The sequence below is a fragment of the Ruegeria sp. BC2 genome (genome assembly GCF_056539245.1).
In genome coordinates, this window is sequence record NZ_JBQFUQ010000002.1 from 353679 (window position 1) to 374189 (window position 20511).

A 20511-nucleotide genomic window follows, 5' to 3' on the forward strand; every position below is an offset into this window, starting at 1 on the left:
AGTCTCCTTTTGTTGCCCTGACAATGCGCCTGCCACACGCGGGCAGACGACCCGTTTCCTGCGCAATGCAGACAGGGACTCGAAAAAGAACAAAACGTGAATATAATGTGGAATCGCCATGTATGCCGAGCTGTCGATCACGTCGAACTTCACCTTCCTCACCGGGGCCTCGCACCCCGAGGAGTACATGGAGCGCGCCGTCACCCTGGGCCTGCCCGCCATCGCCATCGCCGATGACAACTCGGTGGCCGGCATCGTCCGCGCCCATACCCAGGCGCGCGAGATCGCCCGCAAGGTGCGCGAGCGCCGCGCGTGGGAGGAGCAGAACACGCCCATCGGCCCGCCCCGCCCCGATCACATCCCGAAACCGCCCTCGTTCCCGGTGCATGCGGTGCCGCGCCTGATCCCGGCGGCGCGGCTGATCTTTACCGACGCCCCGCCCGTCACCGCCCTGCCCCTCAACCGGCAGGGCTGGGCCAGCCTGTGCCGCCTTCTGTCCACCGGACGGCTGCGCGCGGCCAAGGGCGACTGCATCCTGCACCTGTCCGACCTGCTGGAGTTTTCCGACGGCCTCCACCTGCTGCTCTGGCCACAGGCGGGCCGTCCGACCGGCGGCGCGAGCGGGTGGCGGACACAGGCGCAACAGCTGACGCGCCGCTTTACCGGGCGCATGCATTTGCTGATGCATCCGCGCTATGACGGGGCGGATTCGGCGTTTTTCCATTTGTTAGAGACTGAATCTTGCCACCTGGGCCTGCCCACCATCGCCAGCGCCGCGCCGATGATGCATCACGGCTCGCGCCGCCGGCTGGCCGATGTGCTGACCGCGATCCGGCTGCGCCGCAAGGTGGACGATCTGGGCCGTCACGCGCTGGCCAATGGCGAACAGCGCCTGCGCTCGGAACCCGAGATGCTGCGCATCTTCAAGGGGCATGAAGGCGCCGTGGCCCGCGCTTATGCGCTCAGCCAGGAACTCACCTTCTCGTTGGACGAGCTACGCTATGAATACCCAAGCGAGGTCAGCGGCACCGAAACCCCCGCCCAGCGCCTGCACCGTCTGGCGCATGAGGGGCTGGCCTGGCGCTATCCCGCCGGCGCGCCCGAAAAGGTCAAGGCGATGCTGGCGCATGAGCTGACCCTGATCGGCAAGCTGAAATACGAGCCCTATTTCCTGACCGTCCGCGACATCGTGCACTTCGCCCGCGGTCGCGGGATCCTGTGCCAGGGGCGCGGCTCGGCGGCCAATTCGGTGGTCTGCTACTGCCTGGGCGTCACCTCGGTCAGCCCCGAGATGGGCACCATGGTGTTCGAACGCTTCGTCTCCGAGGCGCGGGACGAGCCGCCCGACATCGACGTGGATTTCGAACATGAACGCCGCGAAGAGGTGATCCAGCACATCTATGAACGCTATGGCCGCCACCGCGCGGGGCTGTGCGCCACGGTGATCCACTATCGCGGCAAGCGCGCCATCCGCGAGGTGGGCCGCGCCATGGGCCTGACCGAAGACACGATTTCCGCCCTGTCCTCGCAGCTGTGGGGGTTCTTCTCGGCCTCGGGGCTCGAGGCCGAGCGGATGCGCGAAATCGGCCTCGACCCCGAGGACCGCCGCCTGAAACAGACTCTAACACTGGTAAATGAGATCAACGGCTTCCCCCGCCACCTGTCCCAGCATGTGGGCGGGTTCATCATCACCGAGGGCCGTCTGGACGAGCTGGTGCCCATCGAGAACGCCACGATGGAGGACCGCACGGTCATCTGCTGGGACAAGGACGACATCGATTCCCTGGGCATCCTCAAGGTCGATGTCCTCAGCCTTGGCATGCTGACCTGCATCCGCAAGGCGTTTGATCTGATCGCCCAGCACCATCAGACGAGTTACACGCTCGCCACCCTGCCGCCCGAGGACCCGGCGGTCTATGACATGTTGTGCCGCGCGGATTCGGTGGGCGTGTTCCAGGTGGAATCACGTGCGCAGATGAACTTCCTGCCCCGGATGCGGCCACGCAATTTCTATGATCTGGTGATCGAGGTCGCCATCATCCGCCCCGGCCCCATCCAGGGCGACATGGTGCATCCCTATATCCGGCGTCGGAACGGCGAGGAGGAGGTCAGCTTCCCCTCGGACGCGCTGGGCGAGGTGCTGGGCAAGACGCTGGGCGTGCCGCTGTTTCAGGAACAGGCGATGCAGATCGCCATCGTCGGCGCGGGCTTCACCCCCGAACAGGCCGACCGGCTGCGGCGGTCGCTGGCGACCTTCAAGAAGCACGGCAATGTCAGCGAATTCCGCACCCTGTTCCTGCGCGGGATGCAGCGCAACGGCTATGACGCCGAATTTGCCGAGCGCTGTTTCTCGCAGATCGAGGGGTTCGGCTCCTACGGCTTCCCCGAAAGCCATGCGGCCAGCTTTGCGCTGCTGGTCTATGCCAGCGCCTGGATCAAGTGCCACCATCCGGGGATTTTTGCCTGCGCGCTGCTGAATTCGCAACCAATGGGGTTCTATGCCCCCGCCCAGATCGTGCGCGATGCGCGCGAGCATGGCGTGCAAGTGCGTCCGGTCTGCATCAATGCCAGCTTCTGGGACAACGTGATGGAGCCAGACGGCCATGGCGGGCTGGCCCTGCGGCTGGGCTTTCGCCAGATCAAGGGCCTGAGCGAAGAGGACGCCAGTTGGCTGACCGCCGCGCGCGGCAACGGCTACCACCAGGTTGACGACGTCTGGCGCCGCGCGGGCCTTGGCCCCTCGGTGATCGAGCGTCTGGCCGAGGCCGATGCCTTTGCCGCCTGCGGCCTGACCCGGCGCGAGGCGCTGTGGCAGGCCAAGGCGATCGCCACCGCCAGGCCTCTGCCCCTGTTCGCGCAGGATCTGGAAGGCGAGGCGCTGGACGAGCCCGCCGCCCATCTGCCGCAGATGTCGCTGGGCGAGCAGGTGGTCGAGGATTACGTCGCCACCCGCCTGAGCCTGCGCGCGCATCCCGTGGCCCTGCTGCGGCACCTGCTGACGCCGGGGCAGCGCGACAATTCCGCCCCTGCATCCGGGCCGGAAAACGCGGTATCTGCCCGGAACAGAGCCTGAATCGAAAGCCCCGACCATGACCCGGCCCGTGCTGCCCCCACGTTTTCCCGCCACGCCCGACCAGATCCAAGCGCAGGTCACCGCATTCTACGCCCGCGTCCGGCAGGACGCCCTGCTGGGCCCGATCTTCAACCGCCACGTCACCGACTGGCCCGCGCATGAGGACCGGATCGCCGCCTTCTGGCGCAACGCCATCCTGTACGAGCGCGGCTACAGCGGCAATCCGCAGCGTGTGCATATCGAGCGTCCGGACGTGAAACCCGAAATGTTCGCCCATTGGCTGGACCTGTTCGAAGAGGTCGCCCACAGCACACTGCCCCCGGAAACGGCCACGCCCTGGGTGGCGCTGGCCCGACGCATCGGCGCGGGGATGCAGGCCGGTGTCGCGGCCGCCCGCCAACCGGCCGGGGCTCCGCCGATCCTGCGCTGAACGGCCGGCCCCGCAGGGATGTTAGCGGTAAAGTTTGGACTATCCGACTCTGCCGATTGGGTTTAATCAGGCCTCAGACACCTGCCACAGCATCCAATCGCCCGGGACCAGCCAGATGAGCACACAGAACTCGACCCTGCAGGGACTTGGCTTTGCCTTTCTCGGGTTTGCCGTCTTTGCCACCCATGACGCGCTGATCAAGACGCTGGGCGGCACCTATTCCGTGCTGCAGATCATCTTTTTTGCCACGCTGTTTTCCTTTGTGCCGATGGCGGTCACGATCCTCGCGGACCGGACCGCTGGCAATTTTCGGCCGCATCACCCGTGGCTGGTGATGCTACGCTCGGGGCTGATGGTCACGTCGATGTCCTGTGCCTTCTACGCCTTTTCGGTCCTGCCCCTGGCCGAAGTCTATTCGCTGCTGTTTTCCTTTCCGCTGATCGTCACCGTCCTGTCGATCCCGATACTGGGCGAGGTCGTGCGCGCCCAACGCTGGGCCGCAGTGGGCGTGGGCCTGATCGGAGTGCTGATCGTCCTGCGCCCCGGCGCGACCGAGATCACCCTCGGCCACCTTGCCGCCCTGACGGCCGCGTTTTGCAGCGCCTTCGCATCCGTGCTGGTGCGCAAGATCGGAAACGAGGAACGCTCGGCGGTGCTGATCCTTTATCCGATGCTGCTGGCGATCGCGGTCATGAGCCTGGCGCAACCGGCGGTCTATCAGCCGCCTTCGCTGATCCATCTGGCGATGATGGCCTTGGTCGGCGTGTTTTCGGTGATCGCCCAGCACCTGATCATCCTGGCCTATCGCGCGGCGCCCGCCGGCGTGGTCGCGCCCAGCCAGTACAGCCAGATCATCTGGGCCACGATATTCGGCGCGGTGTTCTTCGGCGAAAAGCCCGACAAATGGGTGGCCGTGGGGGCCGCGATCATCATCGCATCGGGCATCTTCGTCGTCTGGCGCGAAAGCCGGGCAAATGTATCGCCGAACAAGCCGGTTTTGCGCGTCCGCTCGCCGCGCTCTGACACCGGCGCCTCGGCGCGGCCGGGGTCTTAAGGGCAGGTGCAATTGTCAATTAAGCGCCTGCGTTACTTGTCCTTGCACCGGACCCTGAAGTTACCGTTTGAATCGTCCACTTCGAACCTGTCAATTCCAAGAACTAAGTCTTTGAGGGACGAAAATCCGTAGCTACGGGCGTCAAAATCCGGATAGATTTTCTCCAGCTGCCTTTCAATAAACTGCTCAAATGCCCACCCATCTGAAAATTTTGTCGTCAGCACAACGTTGCGAATGAGTTGGTATGCATGATTTGGGGTGCGTTCCGGCTTCTGATCGCTTGTCTCCTGCGCTCCTTTTGCCGTTTCAGACATGCTCTTTAAGTTTTCGATGTAGATAAACCTGTTGCACGCTTGGACGAACGCCTTCGGTGCCTTCTCCTCTCCGATCCCGTATACGGTCAACCCCTGTTCACGGATACGGCTGGCAAGCCGGGTAAAATCACTGTCCGATGAAACGAGGACGAATCCACCGAAACGGCCCGAATGCAGGATGTCCATGGCGTCGATCACCAACGCAATGTCGCCAGCATTCTTGCCGGTAGTGTTAGGAAACTGTTGGTGAGGAACGATAGCGTGTTTCGCCAGTTTCTCGGCGCTCCAACCCTGGAGCGTGCTGCTCGAAAAGTCGCCGTAAATCCGGCGCAAACCGGCCTCACCCAATGTGGCAACTTCTTCGAAAATCTCGGCAACATGCTTTGCCGGTACGTTTTCGGCGTCGATCAGAACGGCTAGGCGTTCCGTTGCTTCTGTGGTCAATTTAGTCCCTCTATTCAGATATTTATCAATACTCTGAAGATAGGAGACAAAAAGGGCGGGTTAAACCCCGCCCTTGCAATTCCCGATTGTCAGTAAACCACCACAGACCGGATGCTTTCGCCCTTGTGCATCAGGTCGAAGCCGGTGTTGATGTCGTCCAGACCCATGGTGTGGGTGATCATCGGGTCGATTTCGATCTTTCCCTCCATGTACCAGTCGACGATCTTGGGCACGTCCGTGCGCCCACGCGCGCCGCCGAAGGCGGTGCCGCGCCACGACCGGCCGGTGACCAGCTGGAACGGACGGGTCGATATCTCGGCCCCCGCGGGCGCCACGCCGATGATGATGGATTCGCCCCAGCCCTTGTGCGCCGATTCCAATGCCGCGCGCATCACCTGCACGTTGCCGGTGGCGTCAAAGGTGTAATCCGCTCCGCCCTTTGTCAGGTTCACCAGATAGGGGACAAGATCGCCCTCGACCTCGGACGGGTTCACGAAATCGGTCATGCCGAACTTTTCGGCCATCTCGACCTTGGCGGGGTTCAGGTCGACGCCGACGATCTGATCGGCCCCGGCCAGACGCAGGCCCTGAATCACGTTCAGTCCGATGCCGCCCAAGCCGAACACGATGGCACGGCTGCCGATCTCGACTTTGGCGGTGTTGATCACCGCGCCGATGCCGGTGGTCACGCCACAGCCGATATAGCAGATCTTGTCGAACGGCGCGTCCTCGCGCACCTTGGCCAGTGCAATCTCGGGCAGAATCGTGTGGTTCGAGAAGGTCGAGCAGCCCATGTAGTGCAGGATCGGATCCCCATCCAACGTCGAAAAACGCGAGGTGCCGTCGGGCATCAAACCCTTGCCCTGCGTCTCGCGGATGGCCTGGCACAGGTTGGTCTTGGGGTGCAGGCAGTATTCGCACTCGCGGCATTCGGGGGTGTAAAGCGGGATCACGTGATCGCCCGGCTTCAGGCTGGTCACGCCGGGGCCGACCTCGACCACGACGCCCGCGCCCTCGTGGCCCAGAATGGCCGGAAACAGGCCCTCGGGGTCGGCGCCCGACAGGGTGAATTCGTCGGTATGGCAGATGCCGGTGGCCTTGATCTCGACCAGAACCTCGCCCGCCTTGGGGCCTTCGAGGTTCACGTCCATCACTTCCAAGGGCTTGCCCGCCTGAACGGCGACGGCGGCACGGGTTCGCATGTTGCTTGTCTCCCTGTCTTGTTTGACCCGACCCTGCGTCAAATACAGGGTGTTTTCAACTGCGCTTTCATGGCAGTCTCTGTAAGCTTTTGATATTTCAGAAACGACATTGCCGAAAAGAGGAGCGCCAATGTACCGGTTCATCCCGATCCTGATCGTCCTGGCCGCCTGCGCCGAAACCGACCTGCCCGAACCGGGCTCTGCCGAGGTGGATGCCGCCCCGGTGGATCTGGCCTTCTGCAAGGGCGAACCCTTTGCCCAGTCCGTGGGGCAACCGGTCTCGACCATTCAGGCCAGCCTGCCGGAACGGAGCCGCGTTCTGGGCCCCGATGACATCGCCACGCAGGATTACCGCATCGACCGGCTAAACGTCTATGTGAACGGAGCCGGGGTCATTCAGCGGCTGACCTGCGGATAAGGCGGACTCGACTCGGGACATGATTCTCAGATAAGAACAAAATGAGAACACTTTGATGTCTGCCCGATGCCCAAACGCCGAATACTCTCGCTGTGGTTCCCCCGTCTGGGGGCCGAACGGCTGATCCGCGCCGCGCGGGGCCTGCATACAGGCCCGCTGGCGGTGGTGGCCGAACAGTCGAACATGCAGGTCATCACCTCGCTGAACACTGATGCACAGGCCGCCGGTCTGCGCGTGGGCCAGCCGGTGCGCGATGCCCATGCCATGTGCGCGGCCCTTGTCACCCGCCCCCGCAACGCCCCGGCCGAGGCTGCTTTTCTGACCGCGCTGCGCCGCTGGGCGGGCAAGTTCAGCCCCTGGGTCGCCGAAGAGGCGCCCGATGGCCTGATCGTCGATCTGTCGGGCTGCGCCCACCTGTTCGGCGGCGAAGAGGCGCTGCTGGACGTGATCGAGACCGACTGCGCCGACATGGGTCTGAGCGTGCAGATGGGCATTGCCGACACGCTGGGCGCGGCCTGGGCGCTGGCGCGCTATGCCGGGCAAGAGGCCACCTCGGACCGCAGCGGCGACGCCATCTCCCAAGAGGCCCGCGCCACCCGCGCCCGCGCCGGCAAGCGGCGGCACTGGACCAAGGGCGGTGCCGCGCCGCAGGTGGTGACCGTGGGCGGCGGGGCCCGGATCGCGCCGCCGGGGCAGGCCTATGGCGCGCTCGCCCCCCTGCCCATCGCGGCGCTGCGGCTGGACGACCAGACCGTGGCGCAGCTGAACCGGCTGGGCCTGCGGCGGATCGGCGACCTGCTGGGCCAGCCGCGTGCCAGTTTGGCCCGCCGATTCGGGCGCGGGCTGGTGCTACGGCTGGATCAGGCGATGGGCAGCGCACCCGAGCCGGTCTCGCCCGCGCGGCCCCCGCATCACTTTGCGGTGCGGATGACCCTGCCCAACCCGATCGGCCTGGCCGAGGACGTGATGGCCGCCATCGACCGGATGCTGCCGACCCTGTGCGCCCGGCTGGAAGAAAAGGCGCGCGGGGCGCGGACCCTGCGGCTCGAGGCGCACCGCACCGATCAGGCGGCCGAGATCATCGAGATCGGACTGGCCCGGCCGAGCCATGACAAACACCGCATTCTCCCTTTGTTAGAGATGAAAATCGACCAGATCGACGCAGGCTATGGCATCGACATGCTGCGGCTTGCGGCGGTGCAGACCGAGCCGGTGCATGCCCGCACCCTGACCGGCCATGCCGAGGCCAGCCGCGCCGTCCGCAACCGTCTGGAGGGGAACACGGCGCTGGACGATCTGATCGGAAAGCTGGGCGCGCGGGTGGGGCTCGAGGCGATCACGCGGCAACACCCGGCGGCTTCGCACATCCCCGAGAAAACCGCGCAGACGCTGGCGGCGGCCTGGTCGGAACCGGCCCGCGACTGGCCCGTCCCGCCGCGCCCGCGCCCCCTGCTGATGTGGCGGCCCGAGCCGGTGATGGCCCCCGACCACCCGGATGTGCCCACCAGCTTCCGCTGGCGCGGGCGCGACTGGCAACTGGCGCAGGCCACCGGCCCGGAGCGGATCGCCCCGGAATGGTGGCTGGACGACCCCAACTGGCGCAGCGGCGTGCGCGATTACTGGGTGGTGGTGACCGAACAGGGCGAGCGGCTGTGGCTGTTCTACGGCCATGGCGGCACAATGTCGGCGGGCTGGTTCTGTCAGGGACGCTTTGGTTAGAGTCTATTTTCCGCGATAAACCAGAAGATCCGGAAGGTAATCGATCAGCCGGATGACCCACGAGAACGGCGCCGGAAAGTCGGTCCGGAAGCGCCGGTGCGCCATTGCGCGCAGTACGCGCTGCGCGGCGTCTTCGGGCTCCATCAGCATCGGCATCTTGAAGCTGTTCTTGTCGGTCAGCCGGGTCTTGATGAACCCCGGATTGACGATGCGCACCGTCACCCCGGTTCCGGCCAGGTCATGCCGCATCGTTTCGGCCAGCGAGATCAGCGCCGCCTTGCTGGACCCGTACCCGATCGCCGCAGGCAGTCCGTGATAGCCCGCCAGCGACCCGATCAGGGTAATGTCGCCACGCCCCGCCTTCACCATGGCCGGCACGGTTTCCCCCAGAACCCGCAGCGCGCCTGAGTAGTTCACGTCGCTGATGGCCAGCGCGGCTTCGGTCTGCCAGTCCTGCGCGCGCATCGGCTCATAGGCCCCGGCGTTGTAGACCAGACCGTCAACTTGGCCGATCTCGGCCACGGCGCGGCGCACCTGCGCCAGATCGGTCACGTCCAGCGGTACCGCACGGGCATGAGGCAGCGCGGCGCAGATCTGCTCCAGCCGCTCGGCATTGCGTGCGGACAGCACAAGGTGCGCGCCCTGACCGCTCAAGCCTTCGGCCAGCGCCCGACCCAGACCTTCGCTGGCACCGATGATCCAGTAGGTTTTTCCGTCAAAACTGCTCATGCCGGGCGGTTCGCATATGCCGAAGCGTGAACAGCCGCGGTCTTGGGTTGGGTTGTCTCGATCATAACACCCTACATTACGCGGACGGGCAGACCTCGGATCACCAGCAAACGCGATTGATGCAATCCTGACGCACAGCCCGCCGATCAGCGGGAAACAGGTAAAAACATGGCCCGGATTTGATCCGCTCCGGCCTACCCTGCGTATCTTATTGTAAAATGTCGCACAAAGAGGATGGCATGTTCGACGAAACCCGGGGCGTACGGAAAAAAATCGCAATTGTAGGCGCAGGCATCTCAGGATTATCCGCGGCTTATTACCTGTCAGAGAGCCACGACGTCACCCTGTACGAGGCCGAACCCCGTCTGGGCGGACATGCCCGCACGGTGATGGCCGGCCGCAATGGTGATCAACCGGTTGATACCGGGTTCATCGTCTTCAACTATGCCACATATCCCTTTCTGACCAAGCTGTTCGGTGAACTGGACGTGCCGGTCATCAAAAGCGAGATGAGCTTTGGCGCCACCATCGACAATGGTCGCATCGAATATGGCCTGAATAATCTGCGCACCATCACCGCGCAGAAGCGCAACCTCGTGCGGCCCTCCTACTACAAGATGATCGCCGACATCCTGCGCTTTGGCAAAGAAGCGCCCGAGGCCGCCCGGGATGATGACACCACGATTGGTGAGCTGGTTGACCAGATGCGGCTGGGCCACTGGTTCCGCAACAATTACCTGATGCCGATGTGCGGCGCGATCTGGTCAACTCCGGTGGAGTTCGTCGATCAGTTTCCGGCGCGGTCGCTGGTGCAGTTCTTCCGCAACCACGCCTTGCTGTCCAGCAAACGCGGCGCCCAGCACCAGTGGTGGACGGTAAAGGGTGGCAGCATCGAATATGTCCGCCGGATCGAATCCGCGTTGCGCGGCCGGGGTTGCGACATCCGCCTGGGCGCGCCGGTCTCTAACGTCGAACGCGATGCCTTGGGCGTGACCGTTCAGGCGCAGGGCCGCTCGGATCAGTATGACGAGATCATCCTGGCCACCCATTCCGACCAGTCGTTGGCCATTCTGGGCCAGAACGCCACCGCCGACGAGGCCGCGGCGCTGGGCGCGATCCGCTATCAGCCCAACCGCGCGGTCTTGCACTGCGACCCCAGCCAGATGCCGCGCCGCCGCGCCTGCTGGTCCAGCTGGACCTACCGCTCGCAGGCGGGCAACGTGGGCGTGACCTATTGGATGAACCGGTTGCAGAACATCCCTGAAAGCGACCCGTTGTTCGTCACCCTGAACCCGTCTTCTGACATCGCGCCAGACAAGATCTATGACGAGGTGGAATTCGCCCATCCGGTGTTCGACAAGGCCGCGCTGAAAGCGCAGGGCCAGATCCGCGAGATGCAGGGTCGCAACCGGACCTGGTTCGCCGGTGCCTACAACCGGCACGGGTTCCACGAAGACGGAATCGCCAGCGCGATGCATGTTGTCGGGCTGTTGACCGGCGATCCGCAAACCATCGGAGCTGAAAATGCGATACCTGATCCAAGCGTCGCTGTCCCGGTTACGGCCAGCCCGTAACGCAGCGATCCTGAGCCTGGTTCTGCTGGCCCCTGCCGGGCTGGCGGCCACCCCCGTGACCAACGTGTTGCCCGATGCCGAGCTGCGTGGCACTGCCACCTTCCGGTTCCTCGGTCTGCCGATCTACGACGCGCAGCTTTTCACCAAAGGCGGCGGCCCCCTCAGCTGGTCGCAGGATTTCGGCCTAAAGCTGACCTATCGGAAATCGCTGAAGCAGAAGGCGCTGATCGAATCCACGCTGGACGAGATGGCCCGGCAGGGCAACAGCGCCCCGATCGAGGCGCAGTTGAAAACCTGCTATCAGGCGGTCGGCGCCGGGGACAGCTACCTGGCCGTCACCAAAGGCCCCGACGCGATCGAGTTCTGGCGCAACGGGCGCAAGACCTGCACCCTCTCCTATCCGGGGATCAAGCGCAGCTTCATGTCGATCTTTCTGGGCAACAACACCCGGTCCGCCGCCTTTACGCGTCAGCTGCGGGGTCAGTGATGCTGTATCCGCGTGTCAGCCTCTATGCGCTGATGCTTGCTGCGGCGGGTATCCCGCTCTACATCCACCTGCCGCGCTTTGCGGCGGTGAACCTCGGGATCGGCCTGGGCGTGATCGGCACGGTTCTGCTGCTGATCCGGCTGGTGGATCTGGTGCAAGACCCGCTGATTGGTTGGGCCATTGACCGCTGGCCCGGCGCGCAGATGGGTTTTGCCGTCTTGGCCGCCGGAGGTCTGGCGGTCGGTTTTCCGCTGTTGTTCTCACTGCCGCAGGGGGCGAGCGTTGGCGCTCTTGTGGCGATCCTGATCCTGCTGTTTTCCGCCTACAGCCTGGGCACCATTCTGCTTTATGGCCGCAGCGCGACGCTGGCCAAACAGGCCACCCCGCGCGAGTTGATGACCCTCGCCGCCTTCCGTGAGGGCGGGCAACTGGCCGGCGTGGTTCTGGCCGCCAGCGCACCGGCGCTGTTCGTGGCTTTAGGCGCGGGCGCGCAGGGCTATCCGGCCTTCGGGCTGTTTCTGGGCGCGCTGGCGCTGGTCACCATGGTGCTGACATTGCCGATCTGGCGGCGCGCGCCCATCACCGGGCAGGGGCTGTCGTTCGACGGGCTGGGTCAGGCCGGGGCCCTGCGTCTGCTGGCGCTGGCGCTGGTCAACAGCCTGCCGGTTGCGATCACTTCGACCCTGTTCCTGTTTTTCGTCGAGGACCGGTTGCAATTGCCGGGCAAGGCCGGGCCGCTGCTGATCCTGTTCTTCCTCAGCGCCGGGGCCACAGTGCCGCTCTGGGCACGGCTCAGCAACCGGATCGGTCCGAAACAGACTCTGATCATCGCGATGCCGCTGGCCATTCTGGGCTTTGTCGGCGCGGCCATGCTGGCGCCCGGGAACCTGGCCGGGTTCGCGGTGATCTGCCTGGCGTCGGGGGCGGCGCTGGGGGCGGACATGGTGGTTCTGCCGGCCATGTTCTCGGTGGTGCTGACACGCGCGGGGCTGAATGCCTCGGCCGCCTTCGGCATCTGGTCTTTCGCCGGCAAACTGGGGCTGGCATTGGCCGCATTCTTCACCCTTCCGCTGCTGGAACGCAGCGGCTTCATGCCCGGTCAGACGAATTCGGCGCAGGCGTTGGAAACGCTCAACCTGGCCTATGCTGTGCTGCCCTGCATCCTGAAACTCGGCGCGTTCGGAATGGTCCTGACGCTGCCTACAGAGGTACCCGCAAAATGACATTCCTTCTGATTGCCGCACTGGCCGTACTGGCCCTGATCGCGGTCAAAACCCGCCTTCTCAGCTTTCGCGCGCAATCGCCGTCGGACTATACCGGAACCGGCCCCGATTTCTCGCTGAAGGACAATCTGAACGGGGAAATCCTGTCCGAAGGGCTGATCTATGGCCCGACCGGCAAGATGTCGAACAGCTTCGTGGCGCGGATGATCGGGGAATGGAACGGCAATTCCGGCACCCTGACCGAGTATTTTACCTATTCCAACGGCAAGCAGATGACCCGAAAATGGTACCTGACCATGGGAACAGGCAACAGCTTTACCGCAACCGCCGACGACATCGTCGGCGAAGGCCGTGGCGTGATCTCGGGCGCGACGGTCAAGCTGACCTATCGCATCGTTCTGCCCGAAGATGCCGGGGGCCATACCCTGGATGTGACAGACTGGATGTACCTGACCGAGAGCGGCGCGATCATGAACCGCTCGGAAATGCGCAAGTTCGGCCTGAAGGTGGCCGAGCTGGTCGCCACGATGCGCCCCGCCCCGCCAGAAAAGACCGCGCATGTGCCCGGCGCAAACGGTCATGACCGCACGGCCGACCCGAGGGCCCTGCAATGACCCGGCTCATGAAACGACTGGCCTTCGCGTGCCTGCTGCTGACGGCGGCCTGTGCCTTCAAACCGAAAGTCCCGACCACTTTCCTGTCGGACCGCCAGCTGAACCTCGAAGAGTTCTTTGAGGGCCACACCGTGGCCTATGGGCAGTTCCAGGACGTTCTGGGCAATATCCCCCGCCGGTTCACGGTCGACATCAACGGAACATGGGACGGCCGGACGCTGACTTTGGTCGAAGACTTCGTCTATGACGACGGCGCCACCGAACAGCGCATCTGGACCCTGACCAAAACTGGCGAGGATACCTGGACCGGCACCGCGCCCGGCGTTCTGGGCACCGCGTCGGGAACCGAGCGTGGTGACACGTTCAACTGGAAGTACCGCATCGACCTGCCAGTGAAGGACGGTACGATGCGTGTCGATTTCGACGACTGGATGTGGCTGCTGGACAACGACCGCCTGCTGAACCGCGCCTATGTCTCGCGCTTTGGCATCCGGCTGGGGGAAGTCGTGTTGTTCTTCGAAAAGAAGTAACCGCGCGGCGCGGCGTCCTGGTCAATCTTTAAAAAAAGTGGTGAGCCGTGCAGGATTCGAACCTGCGACCCACTGATTAAAAGTCAGTTGCTCTACCAACTGAGCTAACGGCCCACTCTTTTCATCGGATCGTTGCGATCCGTGGCGCTGTCTAAGGCATTTTCCCGACCGGGTACAAGCCCTTTTTCGCACCGCGTTCCGCCTGAAATCATTGTGTTCCCGGCGTCCCGATAGGCGGCCTAATTAGGGTTGAGGCGGCGGGGGGTCAACCCCTTTTTTCAGGAATCTTCGCGCCGGGCTGGATTCATGTCTGCGGCAAGGCTATATGCCCGCCATGCAGCAACGATCCGACACCGGTTTGCCCTTCATGAAGATGCACGGGCTTGGCAATGACTTCGTCATTGTGGACGCGCGCGCGCATCCGGTGCAGATCACGCCGGCGCTGGCGCGCGGGATCGGACACCGGCAGTTCGGGGTCGGATTCGACCAGCTGGCCGTCATCGAAAACGGCGAATCGGATGCGCATCTGGTGTTCTACAATGCTGATGGGTCGATCTCGGCCACGTGCGGCAACGCCACCCGCTGCATCGCCCGGTTCCTGATGCAGGAAAGCGGCAAGTCCGAACTGACGCTGACCACCAGCCACGGCACGCTGCAGGCGCGAGACGCGGGCGACGGACTGACCTCGGTCAACATGGGGCATCCGCAGCTGGACTGGGCCGATATTCCATTGGCCGAAGAGGTGGATACGCTGGAACTGCCGATTGAAGGCGGACCGGTGGCCACCGGCATGGGCAACCCGCATTGCACCTTCTTCGTCGAGGATGCCGAGGCGATTCCGCTGGCAGAGTTCGGCGCGCGCTATGAGCATCACCCGCTCTATCCCCAGCGCACCAATGTGCAAATCGCCCAGATCATCGGCCCGGATCACATCCGCATGCGGGTGTGGGAGCGCGGCGTGGGCATCACGCTGGCTTCGGGCTCGTCCTCCTGCGCCACGGCCGTGGCCGCAGCGCGGCGCGGCCTGACCGGACGCAAGGTGCGGATCGACCTGGACGGCGGCACCATCTGGATTGATTGGCGCGAGGACGGCGTCTGGATGACCGGCCCCACCTGCCATGTCTTCTCGGGCACGCTGACGCCCGAGTTTCTGGAGTCGCTGGGATGAACCCGCCGAAATTCACCACGCTGGGCTGCCGGCTCAACGCCTACGAGACCGAGGCGATGAAAGAGCTGTCGCAGCAGGCCGGGCTGACCGACGCGGTGATCGTGAACACCTGCGCCGTCACCGCCGAAGCCGTGCGCAAGGCCCGGCAGGAAATCCGCAAGCTGCGCCGCGAGAACCCCAACGCCCGGCTGATCGTCACCGGCTGCGCGGCCCAGACCGAACCTCAGACCTTTGCCGAGATGGCCGAGGTCGATGCGGTGATCGGCAACACCGAAAAGATGCGCCCCGAGACCTGGAAGGGCATGGCCGCCGATTTCATCGGCGAGACCGAGGCGGTGCAGGTCGATGACATCATGTCGGTCACCGAAACGGCAGGGCACCTGATCGACGGGTTCGGCACCCGCTCGCGCGCTTATGTGCAGGTCCAGAACGGCTGTGATCATCGCTGCACCTTTTGCATCATCCCCTATGGCCGCGGCAACTCGCGCAGCGTCCCGGCGGGCGTGGTCGTGGACCAGATCAAGCGGCTGGTGGACCGGGGCTATAACGAGGTGGTGCTGACCGGGGTCGACCTGACCTCATGGGGCGCCGACCTGCCGGCAAGCCCCAAGTTGGGCGATCTGGTCATGCGCATACTGAAACTGGTGCCCGACCTGCCGCGCCTGCGGATCAGCTCGATCGATTCGATCGAGGTGGACGAGAACCTGATGCAGGCCATCGCGACTGAGTCGCGCCTGATGCCGCATCTGCATCTGTCGCTGCAGCATGGTGACGATCTGATTCTGAAACGGATGAAGCGCCGCCACCTGCGCGACGACGCCATCCGCTTCACCGAAGAGGCCCGCAGACTGCGCCCCGAGATCACCTTTGGCGCCGACATCATCGCGGGCTTTCCGACGGAAACCGAGGCCCATTTCGAGAACTCGCTGAAACTGGTCACCGACTGCGACCTGACCTGGCTGCACGTCTTCCCCTATTCCAAGCGAGAAGGCACGCCGGCGGCGCGCATTCCGCAGCAGGTCAACGGCAAGGTGATAAAGCAACGTGCGGCCAGGTTGCGTGAAGCGGGTGATGCGCAGGTCGCCAGACACCTCGCGGCCCAGCTGGGCAAGACCCATCACATCCTGATGGAGAATCCTCACATGGGCCGGACCGAGCAGTTCACCGAAGTAACATTTGCGAACGCGCAACCCGAAGGGCAGATCGTCACTGCCGCCATCACCGGGGTTCGCGATCAGCAGCTGGTGGCCTGACGTCTCTCAGACAGGCCCGTCGGTTGCCAGAAGCTCTTCCATGAAAACACTGATCAGTTGGGCGCGCCCGTCCACGCCGGCTTTTCCATAGATCGAAGCCGATTGCGCGCGAACGGTGCCCACGGCGCGGCCTCGGATCCGGGCGATATTCTCATTGTCGACGCCCTTGAGGATCAACAAGCCCACTTCGCGCTCGGCGCTGGTCAGGCCCCAGCGGGTAAAGAAAGTGTCGATCACGGCGCTCATTTCTCCCTGCGCCGCGCGCAGGCCTTGTTTTGCCTGGTCCATTCGCGCCAGCAATCTGCGCAGCTCGAGCATGAAGAACAGGACGCCAAGGCAAAGGACGGTCGCGACCAGGGATTCCAATACGAGATGTGCCAGGGGCTCGCTGCCATCGAGGTCCAGAATGGCGTCGCCCATGTAGAATGCGGCACATAGACCCTGAACCACGATCATCGCCGCCATCAGAACGGCCCGGCGTGCATCCGCATCGCCGGACCGCAGGTTTTCGGTGATCCATTTGATCATTTGGTCGACCAGCCATCAGGAATATTCTTGTCCCCTGATACCATGGCTTTGACCAGAGCGACACCGGTTCGACGTTGGTCCAAAAGCACGCCAAGCACGTGCAGAACAACGCTTAGCATCAGCCAGTTGAACGCCAGCTCGTGCGCATCCTCGACCCAGCTCCCCCCGAAGAAGGCCGCGGTACCCATCATGATGCCTGTGGCGCAGATAACGCCCAACGTCATCCAGATGTTGTAGACCATCAGCGCGCCCAGAGGATTGTGCGACAGGTGAACCGACCGGTCGCCCCGGACGGTGTCACGCACATGTCGGACCGCAGCATTCGGGCTGAACGGAAATGCCGAGAACCTGGCCGGTGCCGGCCCAAGGACGCCCCAGGCCAAGCGCAGCAGAACCAGCCCGAGCACGGCATAACCGACATATTCATGCAGCAGCCCCTCGGGGTCGGTCACAGCGGCGTTGAGCACAATGCCCAGAACCACCGACCAGTGGATCAGGCGGACCAACGGGTCCCAGACCCGGATGGTGCGGGCGCCCTCGCGCCCGCCCTGGTGCTGGATGGACTCGGACATTGCCGGTCACTTGTCCTCGATCTTTTGGATCTTGCCGGACGCGGGGTCCACATAGACCTCGGCCATCTGTCCGTCTTTCACGACATAGGCCTCGATTTCACCGTCCTCCATTTCGATCTTGCGCACGTCATAGCCAAGCTCGGTCAGAGCGGTGCGCACCTCGGTCTCTGTCTTGCCCAGTTCCGTATCCGGCACCAGGTCCAGAGCCAGAACCGGAGTGGCCACAAGCAACGCGGCTGCAAGTATGGGTAGTTTCATGTCGGGTCTCCTCGGTTTCGATCCTGCGTCAGACCGCCTGACGCTGTCGAAAACCTGAGCAGCCGACCCCGCCGGCGCCATGCGCATTCCGCTTAAAAGCTGTGAATAAGCCCGCGCTGATGCCCGGTTCGGCGAACTTCCGACCCCCAAAAAGAAAAAACCCCGCGCCATGCGCGGGGTTGTCTTGCTTTTGCAGGTGACCTTCATGTCAGACCGACTTTTTGCCTTTGACCGGCGCCCACAGGCGCTTGTTCACCAGGTAGAGAAGCACCGACATGATGGTCAGGAACAGAACCCCGACAAAGCCCGAGGCCTTGCGATCCATCATTTTTGGTTCAGCGGCCCACATCAGGAACGCAGCAACGTCCTGGGACATGGCCTCGACGGTGTTTTCGTGTCCGTCGGCAAACTCGACCTGTTCGTCAGACAACGGCGGGCCCATCGAAATCCAGCCGCCCGGGAAGGCGGTGTTTTCGTACAGGATCGTGCCGGCCTCTTCTTTTTCCTTGCCGGTATAGCCGTCCAGCAGCGAGGCGATGTATTCAGCGCCACCCATGCCTTTGACCAGCTGGTTGATCCCCAGACCGTAGGGGCCGTGGAAGCCTGCACGTGCCTTGGCCATCAGGCTCAGGTCAGGTGCGCCCACGGCATCGTTGGCCGGGAAGTGATCGGTCGGCCTGGCCGGGCGGAAATCGTCCAGCTCGGGATCGAACACCTCGAACGAGCCGGCGGCATAAGCGATGACTTCTTCTTCCGAGTAGCCCAGCGCCGTGAGGTCGCGCAGCGGTACGTATTTCAGACCGTGGCAGGCCGCGCAAACCTCGGTATAGATCTGCAGGCCGCGCTGAAGCTGGTTCTGATCGTAAGCGCCAAAGGGCCCTTCGAACGAGAAGTCGAAGTCCTCGATATGCTGCTCGCCGCCTCCGGCTGCGGATACCGCAGCAGGAGCAAGGGCGATGGCAAACGCGGCACCGATTGCAAGTTTCTTGAACATGGTTTCCGGTCCCTCTTCTTACTCGGCAGGCGTGGCGTCGGCGTCAGCCTTGCCATAATGCGCGTTGAAGTCTTCTTCGATGGTTTCCGGCTGGGCATCGGGCTTTTCGATGACACCCAGGATCGGCAGGATCACGAAGAAATAGGCGAACCAGTAGGCGGACGCGATCAGCGAGAAAGTCGCATAGGGCTCTTCCGCCGGCATCGCACCCAGCCACATCAGGGCAAAGAAGTCGATGACCAGCAGGTAGAACCACCATTTGAACATCGGGCGGTACTTGCCCGAACGCACGGTCGAAGTGTCCAGCCACGGCGCCAGCGCCATTGCCAGGATTGCACCGAACATCGCCAGAACACCAAAGAACTTGGCGTCGATGATGCCACCGGTAATGAAGCTGGCGAACTGCACGACCCAGACTTCGCTAGTGAAGGCACGCAGGATCGCGTAGAACGGCAGGAAGTACCATTCGGGCACGATGTGCGCGGGCGTGACCAGCGGGTTGGCTTCGATGTAGTTGTCCGGGTGGCCCAGGTAGTTCGGCATGAAGCCGACGATTGCCCAGAACACGACCAGGATGACGGCCAGCGCGAACAGGTCCTTGATCACGAAATAGGGCCAGAACGGCAGCGTGTCTTTCTCGGCCTCGGCTTTCGACGTGCGGCGAACTTCAACACCCGTGGGGTTGTTGTTGCCGGTGGTGTGGAAGGCCCAGATATGCACGATGACCAGCCCTGCGATGATGAAGGGCAGCAGATAGTGCAGCGAGAAGAAGCGGTTCAGCGTCGCGTTGTCGACGGCGGGTCCGCCCAGCAGCCAGGTCTGGATCGCTTCGCCCACGAAGGGGATCGCGCCGAACAGGCCGGTGATCACGGTAGCGCCCCAGAAGGACATCTGACCCCAAGGCAGGACATAACCCATGAAGGCGGTGCCCATCATCATCAGATAGATTAGCATGCCGATGATCCAGGTCACTTCGCGCGGCGCCTTGTACGATCCGTAGAACAGGCCGCGGAAGATGTGGATATAGACCGCCACGAAGAACAGCGACGCGCCGTTCATGTGCAGGTACCGCAGCATATAGCCGCCGTTTACGTTGCGCATGATGTGCTCGACGCTGGCAAAGGCCAGATCGACATGCGGGGTATAGTGCATCACTAGAACGATGCCGGTGACGATCTGCAACGCCAGGCAGAAGGTCAGGACGATGCCCCAGATCCACATCCAGTTCAGGTTCTTCGGGGTGGGGATCATCAAAGTGTCGTATAGAAGGCCGACGATGGGCAGACGGCTGTTCAGCCACTTCTCGCCGTTGGTCTTCGGTTCATAGTGATCGTGCGGGATACCGGACATGAGCGCGTCTCCTTAACCCAGCTTGATGGTGGTTTCGTCGAGGAACTCGGCGACCGGGATATGCAGGTTTTCCGGAGCGGGACCTTTGCGGATACGGCCCGCCGTATCGTAGTGCGATCCGTGGCACGGGCAGAACCACCCGTGAAAATCACCAGCGCCGTCGCCCAGAGGAACGCAGCCCAGATGGGTGCAGACGCCCATCATCACCAGCCATTCGCCGGCTTCGTCCAGCGTCCGGTTTTCATCGGTCGCGGGCAGGTTCGGCTTGTTTTCGTTCCGGTCGTTCTGATCCGGCAGATCCTCCAGCGGCACTTCGCGGCCCCAGTTGATCTCTTCTTCGGTACGGCGACGAATGAAGACGGGCTTGCCCAGCCACTTGACCGTGATCTGGGTGCCAATCTCGACGCCGCTGACGTCCACGCGGATCGAGGACAGCGCCTGAACGTCTGCCGAGGGGTTCATTTGGTTGACCAGGGGCCACACGGCGGCTCCCGTTGCAACGACACCTGCGCCGCCGGCGGCGTAGTAGAGGAAATCTCTGCGGGTGCCTTCGTGGTCTTCTGCGTGGGACACGAGG

Annotated in this window: 21 protein-coding genes and 1 tRNA gene; 12 read left to right on the top strand and 10 right to left on the bottom strand. The window is 63.5% G+C overall.

The window, feature by feature from the left end; genetic code table 11:
• The first annotated feature begins 118 nt into the window (after window positions 1–118).
• The 3 genes from ACR0CU_RS12070 (at window position 119) to ACR0CU_RS12080 (ending at window position 4557) form a co-directional block, all read left to right on the top strand.
• Window positions 119–3073: an error-prone DNA polymerase gene (locus tag ACR0CU_RS12070; RefSeq protein WP_480643108.1), complete on the top strand. Its 2955-nt coding sequence runs from the start codon at window positions 119–121 to the stop codon at window positions 3071–3073.
• A gap of 16 nt (window positions 3074–3089) precedes the next feature.
• Window positions 3090–3503, top strand: coding sequence for a group III truncated hemoglobin (locus tag ACR0CU_RS12075; RefSeq protein ID WP_480643110.1), 414 nt, complete (start codon window positions 3090–3092; stop codon window positions 3501–3503).
• 115 nt (window positions 3504–3618) lie between these two features.
• Complete coding sequence (locus tag ACR0CU_RS12080; protein WP_170360399.1) at window positions 3619–4557, top strand: DMT family transporter; 939 nt, start codon at window positions 3619–3621, stop codon at window positions 4555–4557.
• A 32-nt stretch (window positions 4558–4589) separates the two neighbouring features.
• Here ACR0CU_RS12080 and ACR0CU_RS12085 read toward each other — a convergent pair whose 3' ends face one another.
• Window positions 4590–5315 (bottom strand): NYN domain-containing protein, encoded by a 726-nt coding sequence (locus tag ACR0CU_RS12085; protein ID WP_170439022.1) that lies wholly within the window; start codon window positions 5313–5315, stop codon window positions 4590–4592.
• Window positions 5316–5404: 89 nt separating this feature from the next.
• Complete coding sequence (locus ACR0CU_RS12090) at window positions 5405–6517, bottom strand: S-(hydroxymethyl)glutathione dehydrogenase/class III alcohol dehydrogenase (protein ID WP_480643112.1); 1113 nt, start codon at window positions 6515–6517, stop codon at window positions 5405–5407.
• A gap of 130 nt (window positions 6518–6647) precedes the next feature.
• Between ACR0CU_RS12090 and ACR0CU_RS12095 the strand changes: the two genes are divergently transcribed.
• Both ACR0CU_RS12095 and ACR0CU_RS12100 read left to right on the top strand, forming a co-directional pair.
• Complete coding sequence (locus tag ACR0CU_RS12095) at window positions 6648–6935, top strand: I78 family peptidase inhibitor (RefSeq protein ID WP_170341819.1); 288 nt, start codon at window positions 6648–6650, stop codon at window positions 6933–6935.
• Window positions 6936–7001: 66 nt separating this feature from the next.
• The gene (locus tag ACR0CU_RS12100; protein WP_170447384.1) at window positions 7002–8654 is read left to right on the top strand and encodes a DUF6504 family protein; all 1653 of its coding nucleotides are present in this window, start codon (window positions 7002–7004) and stop codon (window positions 8652–8654) included.
• Window positions 8655–8657: 3 nt separating this feature from the next.
• Here the strand turns inward: ACR0CU_RS12100 and ACR0CU_RS12105 are convergent, their stop codons facing one another.
• Window positions 8658–9383 carry an SDR family NAD(P)-dependent oxidoreductase gene (locus ACR0CU_RS12105; protein WP_170447382.1) on the bottom strand — a complete coding sequence of 242 codons (726 nt, stop codon included), beginning with the start codon at window positions 9381–9383 and terminating at the stop codon, window positions 8658–8660.
• Between the two features lie 239 nt (window positions 9384–9622).
• Between ACR0CU_RS12105 and ACR0CU_RS12110 the strand changes: the two genes are divergently transcribed.
• Genes ACR0CU_RS12110 through ACR0CU_RS12130 form a run of 5 tightly spaced genes read left to right on the top strand, consistent with a single transcriptional unit; the run spans window position 9623 to window position 13811 of the window.
• The gene (locus tag ACR0CU_RS12110; protein WP_170391315.1) at window positions 9623–10957 is read left to right on the top strand and encodes an NAD(P)/FAD-dependent oxidoreductase; all 1335 of its coding nucleotides are present in this window, start codon (window positions 9623–9625) and stop codon (window positions 10955–10957) included.
• Entirely contained in the window at window positions 10908–11444 is a 537-nt protein-coding gene (locus tag ACR0CU_RS12115; RefSeq protein WP_170440030.1) for a hypothetical protein, read from the top strand. The genes ACR0CU_RS12110 and ACR0CU_RS12115 overlap by 50 nt, the downstream gene beginning before the upstream one ends.
• Entirely contained in the window at window positions 11444–12667 is a 1224-nt protein-coding gene (locus ACR0CU_RS12120; protein WP_170391316.1) for an MFS transporter, read from the top strand. Before ACR0CU_RS12115 ends, ACR0CU_RS12120 begins: the two co-directional genes overlap by 1 nt.
• Window positions 12664–13281 (top strand): DUF3833 family protein, encoded by a 618-nt coding sequence (locus tag ACR0CU_RS12125; protein WP_170342870.1) that lies wholly within the window; start codon window positions 12664–12666, stop codon window positions 13279–13281. Before ACR0CU_RS12120 ends, ACR0CU_RS12125 begins: the two co-directional genes overlap by 4 nt.
• An 8-nt stretch (window positions 13282–13289) precedes the next feature.
• A complete protein-coding gene (locus ACR0CU_RS12130) occupies window positions 13290–13811 on the top strand; it encodes a DUF3833 domain-containing protein (protein ID WP_170391448.1) in 522 nt (173 codons plus the stop codon).
• A gap of 38 nt (window positions 13812–13849) precedes the next feature.
• Here the strand turns inward: ACR0CU_RS12130 and ACR0CU_RS12135 are convergent.
• Window positions 13850–13925: transfer RNA gene (locus ACR0CU_RS12135), tRNA-Lys, on the bottom strand.
• A 211-nt stretch (window positions 13926–14136) separates the two neighbouring features.
• Here ACR0CU_RS12135 and dapF point away from each other — a divergent pair.
• Window positions 14137–14979 (top strand): diaminopimelate epimerase, encoded by an 843-nt coding sequence (dapF, locus tag ACR0CU_RS12140; protein WP_170447380.1) that lies wholly within the window; start codon window positions 14137–14139, stop codon window positions 14977–14979.
• Window positions 14976–16232 (top strand): tRNA (N(6)-L-threonylcarbamoyladenosine(37)-C(2))-methylthiotransferase MtaB, encoded by a 1257-nt coding sequence (gene mtaB / locus ACR0CU_RS12145; protein WP_170447377.1) that lies wholly within the window; start codon window positions 14976–14978, stop codon window positions 16230–16232. The genes dapF and mtaB overlap by 4 nt, the downstream gene beginning before the upstream one ends.
• A gap of 6 nt (window positions 16233–16238) precedes the next feature.
• Here the strand turns inward: mtaB and ACR0CU_RS12150 are convergent, their stop codons facing one another.
• The 6 genes from ACR0CU_RS12150 to petA all read right to left on the bottom strand — a co-directional run bounded on the left by ACR0CU_RS12150 (window position 16239) and on the right by petA (window position 20507).
• On the bottom strand, window positions 16239–16760 hold the full coding sequence (locus ACR0CU_RS12150) for a helix-turn-helix transcriptional regulator (RefSeq protein WP_170447375.1): 522 nt from the start codon (window positions 16758–16760) through the stop codon (window positions 16239–16241).
• A complete protein-coding gene (locus ACR0CU_RS12155) occupies window positions 16757–17332 on the bottom strand; it encodes a cytochrome b/b6 domain-containing protein (RefSeq protein ID WP_170447373.1) in 576 nt (191 codons plus the stop codon). Before ACR0CU_RS12155 ends, ACR0CU_RS12150 begins: the two co-directional genes overlap by 4 nt.
• A 6-nt stretch (window positions 17333–17338) precedes the next feature.
• Entirely contained in the window at window positions 17339–17590 is a 252-nt protein-coding gene (locus ACR0CU_RS12160; protein ID WP_170364537.1) for a PepSY domain-containing protein, read from the bottom strand.
• Window positions 17591–17798: 208 nt separating this feature from the next.
• Window positions 17799–18584 carry a cytochrome c1 gene (locus ACR0CU_RS12165; protein ID WP_170361312.1) on the bottom strand — a complete coding sequence of 262 codons (786 nt, stop codon included), beginning with the start codon at window positions 18582–18584 and terminating at the stop codon, window positions 17799–17801.
• Between the two features lie 18 nt (window positions 18585–18602).
• Window positions 18603–19934 carry a cytochrome b gene (petB, locus tag ACR0CU_RS12170; protein ID WP_093964026.1) on the bottom strand — a complete coding sequence of 444 codons (1332 nt, stop codon included), beginning with the start codon at window positions 19932–19934 and terminating at the stop codon, window positions 18603–18605.
• A gap of 12 nt (window positions 19935–19946) precedes the next feature.
• Entirely contained in the window at window positions 19947–20507 is a 561-nt protein-coding gene (petA, locus tag ACR0CU_RS12175) for a ubiquinol-cytochrome c reductase iron-sulfur subunit (RefSeq protein WP_093964025.1), read from the bottom strand.
• Window positions 20508–20511: the final 4 nt, after the last annotated feature.

Bases quoted from the DNA above. Each gene is read 5' to 3' on its own strand.
- ACR0CU_RS12070 (WP_480643108.1), top strand. From the start codon at position 119: ATGTATGCCGAGCTGTCGATCACGTCGAACTTCACCTTCCTCACCGGG.
- ACR0CU_RS12075 (WP_480643110.1), top strand. From the start codon at position 3,090: ATGACCCGGCCCGTGCTGCCCCCACGTTTTCCCGCCACGCCCGACCAG.
- ACR0CU_RS12080 (WP_170360399.1), top strand. From the start codon at position 3,619: ATGAGCACACAGAACTCGACCCTGCAGGGACTTGGCTTTGCCTTTCTC.
- ACR0CU_RS12090 (WP_480643112.1), bottom strand. From the start codon at position 6,517: ATGCGAACCCGTGCCGCCGTCGCCGTTCAGGCGGGCAAGCCCTTGGAA.
- ACR0CU_RS12095 (WP_170341819.1), top strand. From the start codon at position 6,648: ATGTACCGGTTCATCCCGATCCTGATCGTCCTGGCCGCCTGCGCCGAA.
- ACR0CU_RS12100 (WP_170447384.1), top strand. From the start codon at position 7,002: ATGCCCAAACGCCGAATACTCTCGCTGTGGTTCCCCCGTCTGGGGGCC.
- ACR0CU_RS12105 (WP_170447382.1), bottom strand. From the start codon at position 9,383: ATGAGCAGTTTTGACGGAAAAACCTACTGGATCATCGGTGCCAGCGAA.
- ACR0CU_RS12110 (WP_170391315.1), top strand. From the start codon at position 9,623: ATGTTCGACGAAACCCGGGGCGTACGGAAAAAAATCGCAATTGTAGGC.
- ACR0CU_RS12115 (WP_170440030.1), top strand. From the start codon at position 10,908: ATGCGATACCTGATCCAAGCGTCGCTGTCCCGGTTACGGCCAGCCCGT.
- ACR0CU_RS12120 (WP_170391316.1), top strand. From the start codon at position 11,444: ATGCTGTATCCGCGTGTCAGCCTCTATGCGCTGATGCTTGCTGCGGCG.
- ACR0CU_RS12125 (WP_170342870.1), top strand. From the start codon at position 12,664: ATGACATTCCTTCTGATTGCCGCACTGGCCGTACTGGCCCTGATCGCG.
- ACR0CU_RS12130 (WP_170391448.1), top strand. From the start codon at position 13,290: ATGAAACGACTGGCCTTCGCGTGCCTGCTGCTGACGGCGGCCTGTGCC.
- dapF (WP_170447380.1), top strand. From the start codon at position 14,137: ATGCCCGCCATGCAGCAACGATCCGACACCGGTTTGCCCTTCATGAAG.
- mtaB (WP_170447377.1), top strand. From the start codon at position 14,976: ATGAACCCGCCGAAATTCACCACGCTGGGCTGCCGGCTCAACGCCTAC.
- ACR0CU_RS12150 (WP_170447375.1), bottom strand. From the start codon at position 16,760: ATGATCAAATGGATCACCGAAAACCTGCGGTCCGGCGATGCGGATGCA.
- ACR0CU_RS12155 (WP_170447373.1), bottom strand. From the start codon at position 17,332: ATGTCCGAGTCCATCCAGCACCAGGGCGGGCGCGAGGGCGCCCGCACC.
- ACR0CU_RS12160 (WP_170364537.1), bottom strand. From the start codon at position 17,590: ATGAAACTACCCATACTTGCAGCCGCGTTGCTTGTGGCCACTCCGGTT.
- ACR0CU_RS12165 (WP_170361312.1), bottom strand. From the start codon at position 18,584: ATGTTCAAGAAACTTGCAATCGGTGCCGCGTTTGCCATCGCCCTTGCT.
- petB (WP_093964026.1), bottom strand. From the start codon at position 19,934: ATGTCCGGTATCCCGCACGATCACTATGAACCGAAGACCAACGGCGAG.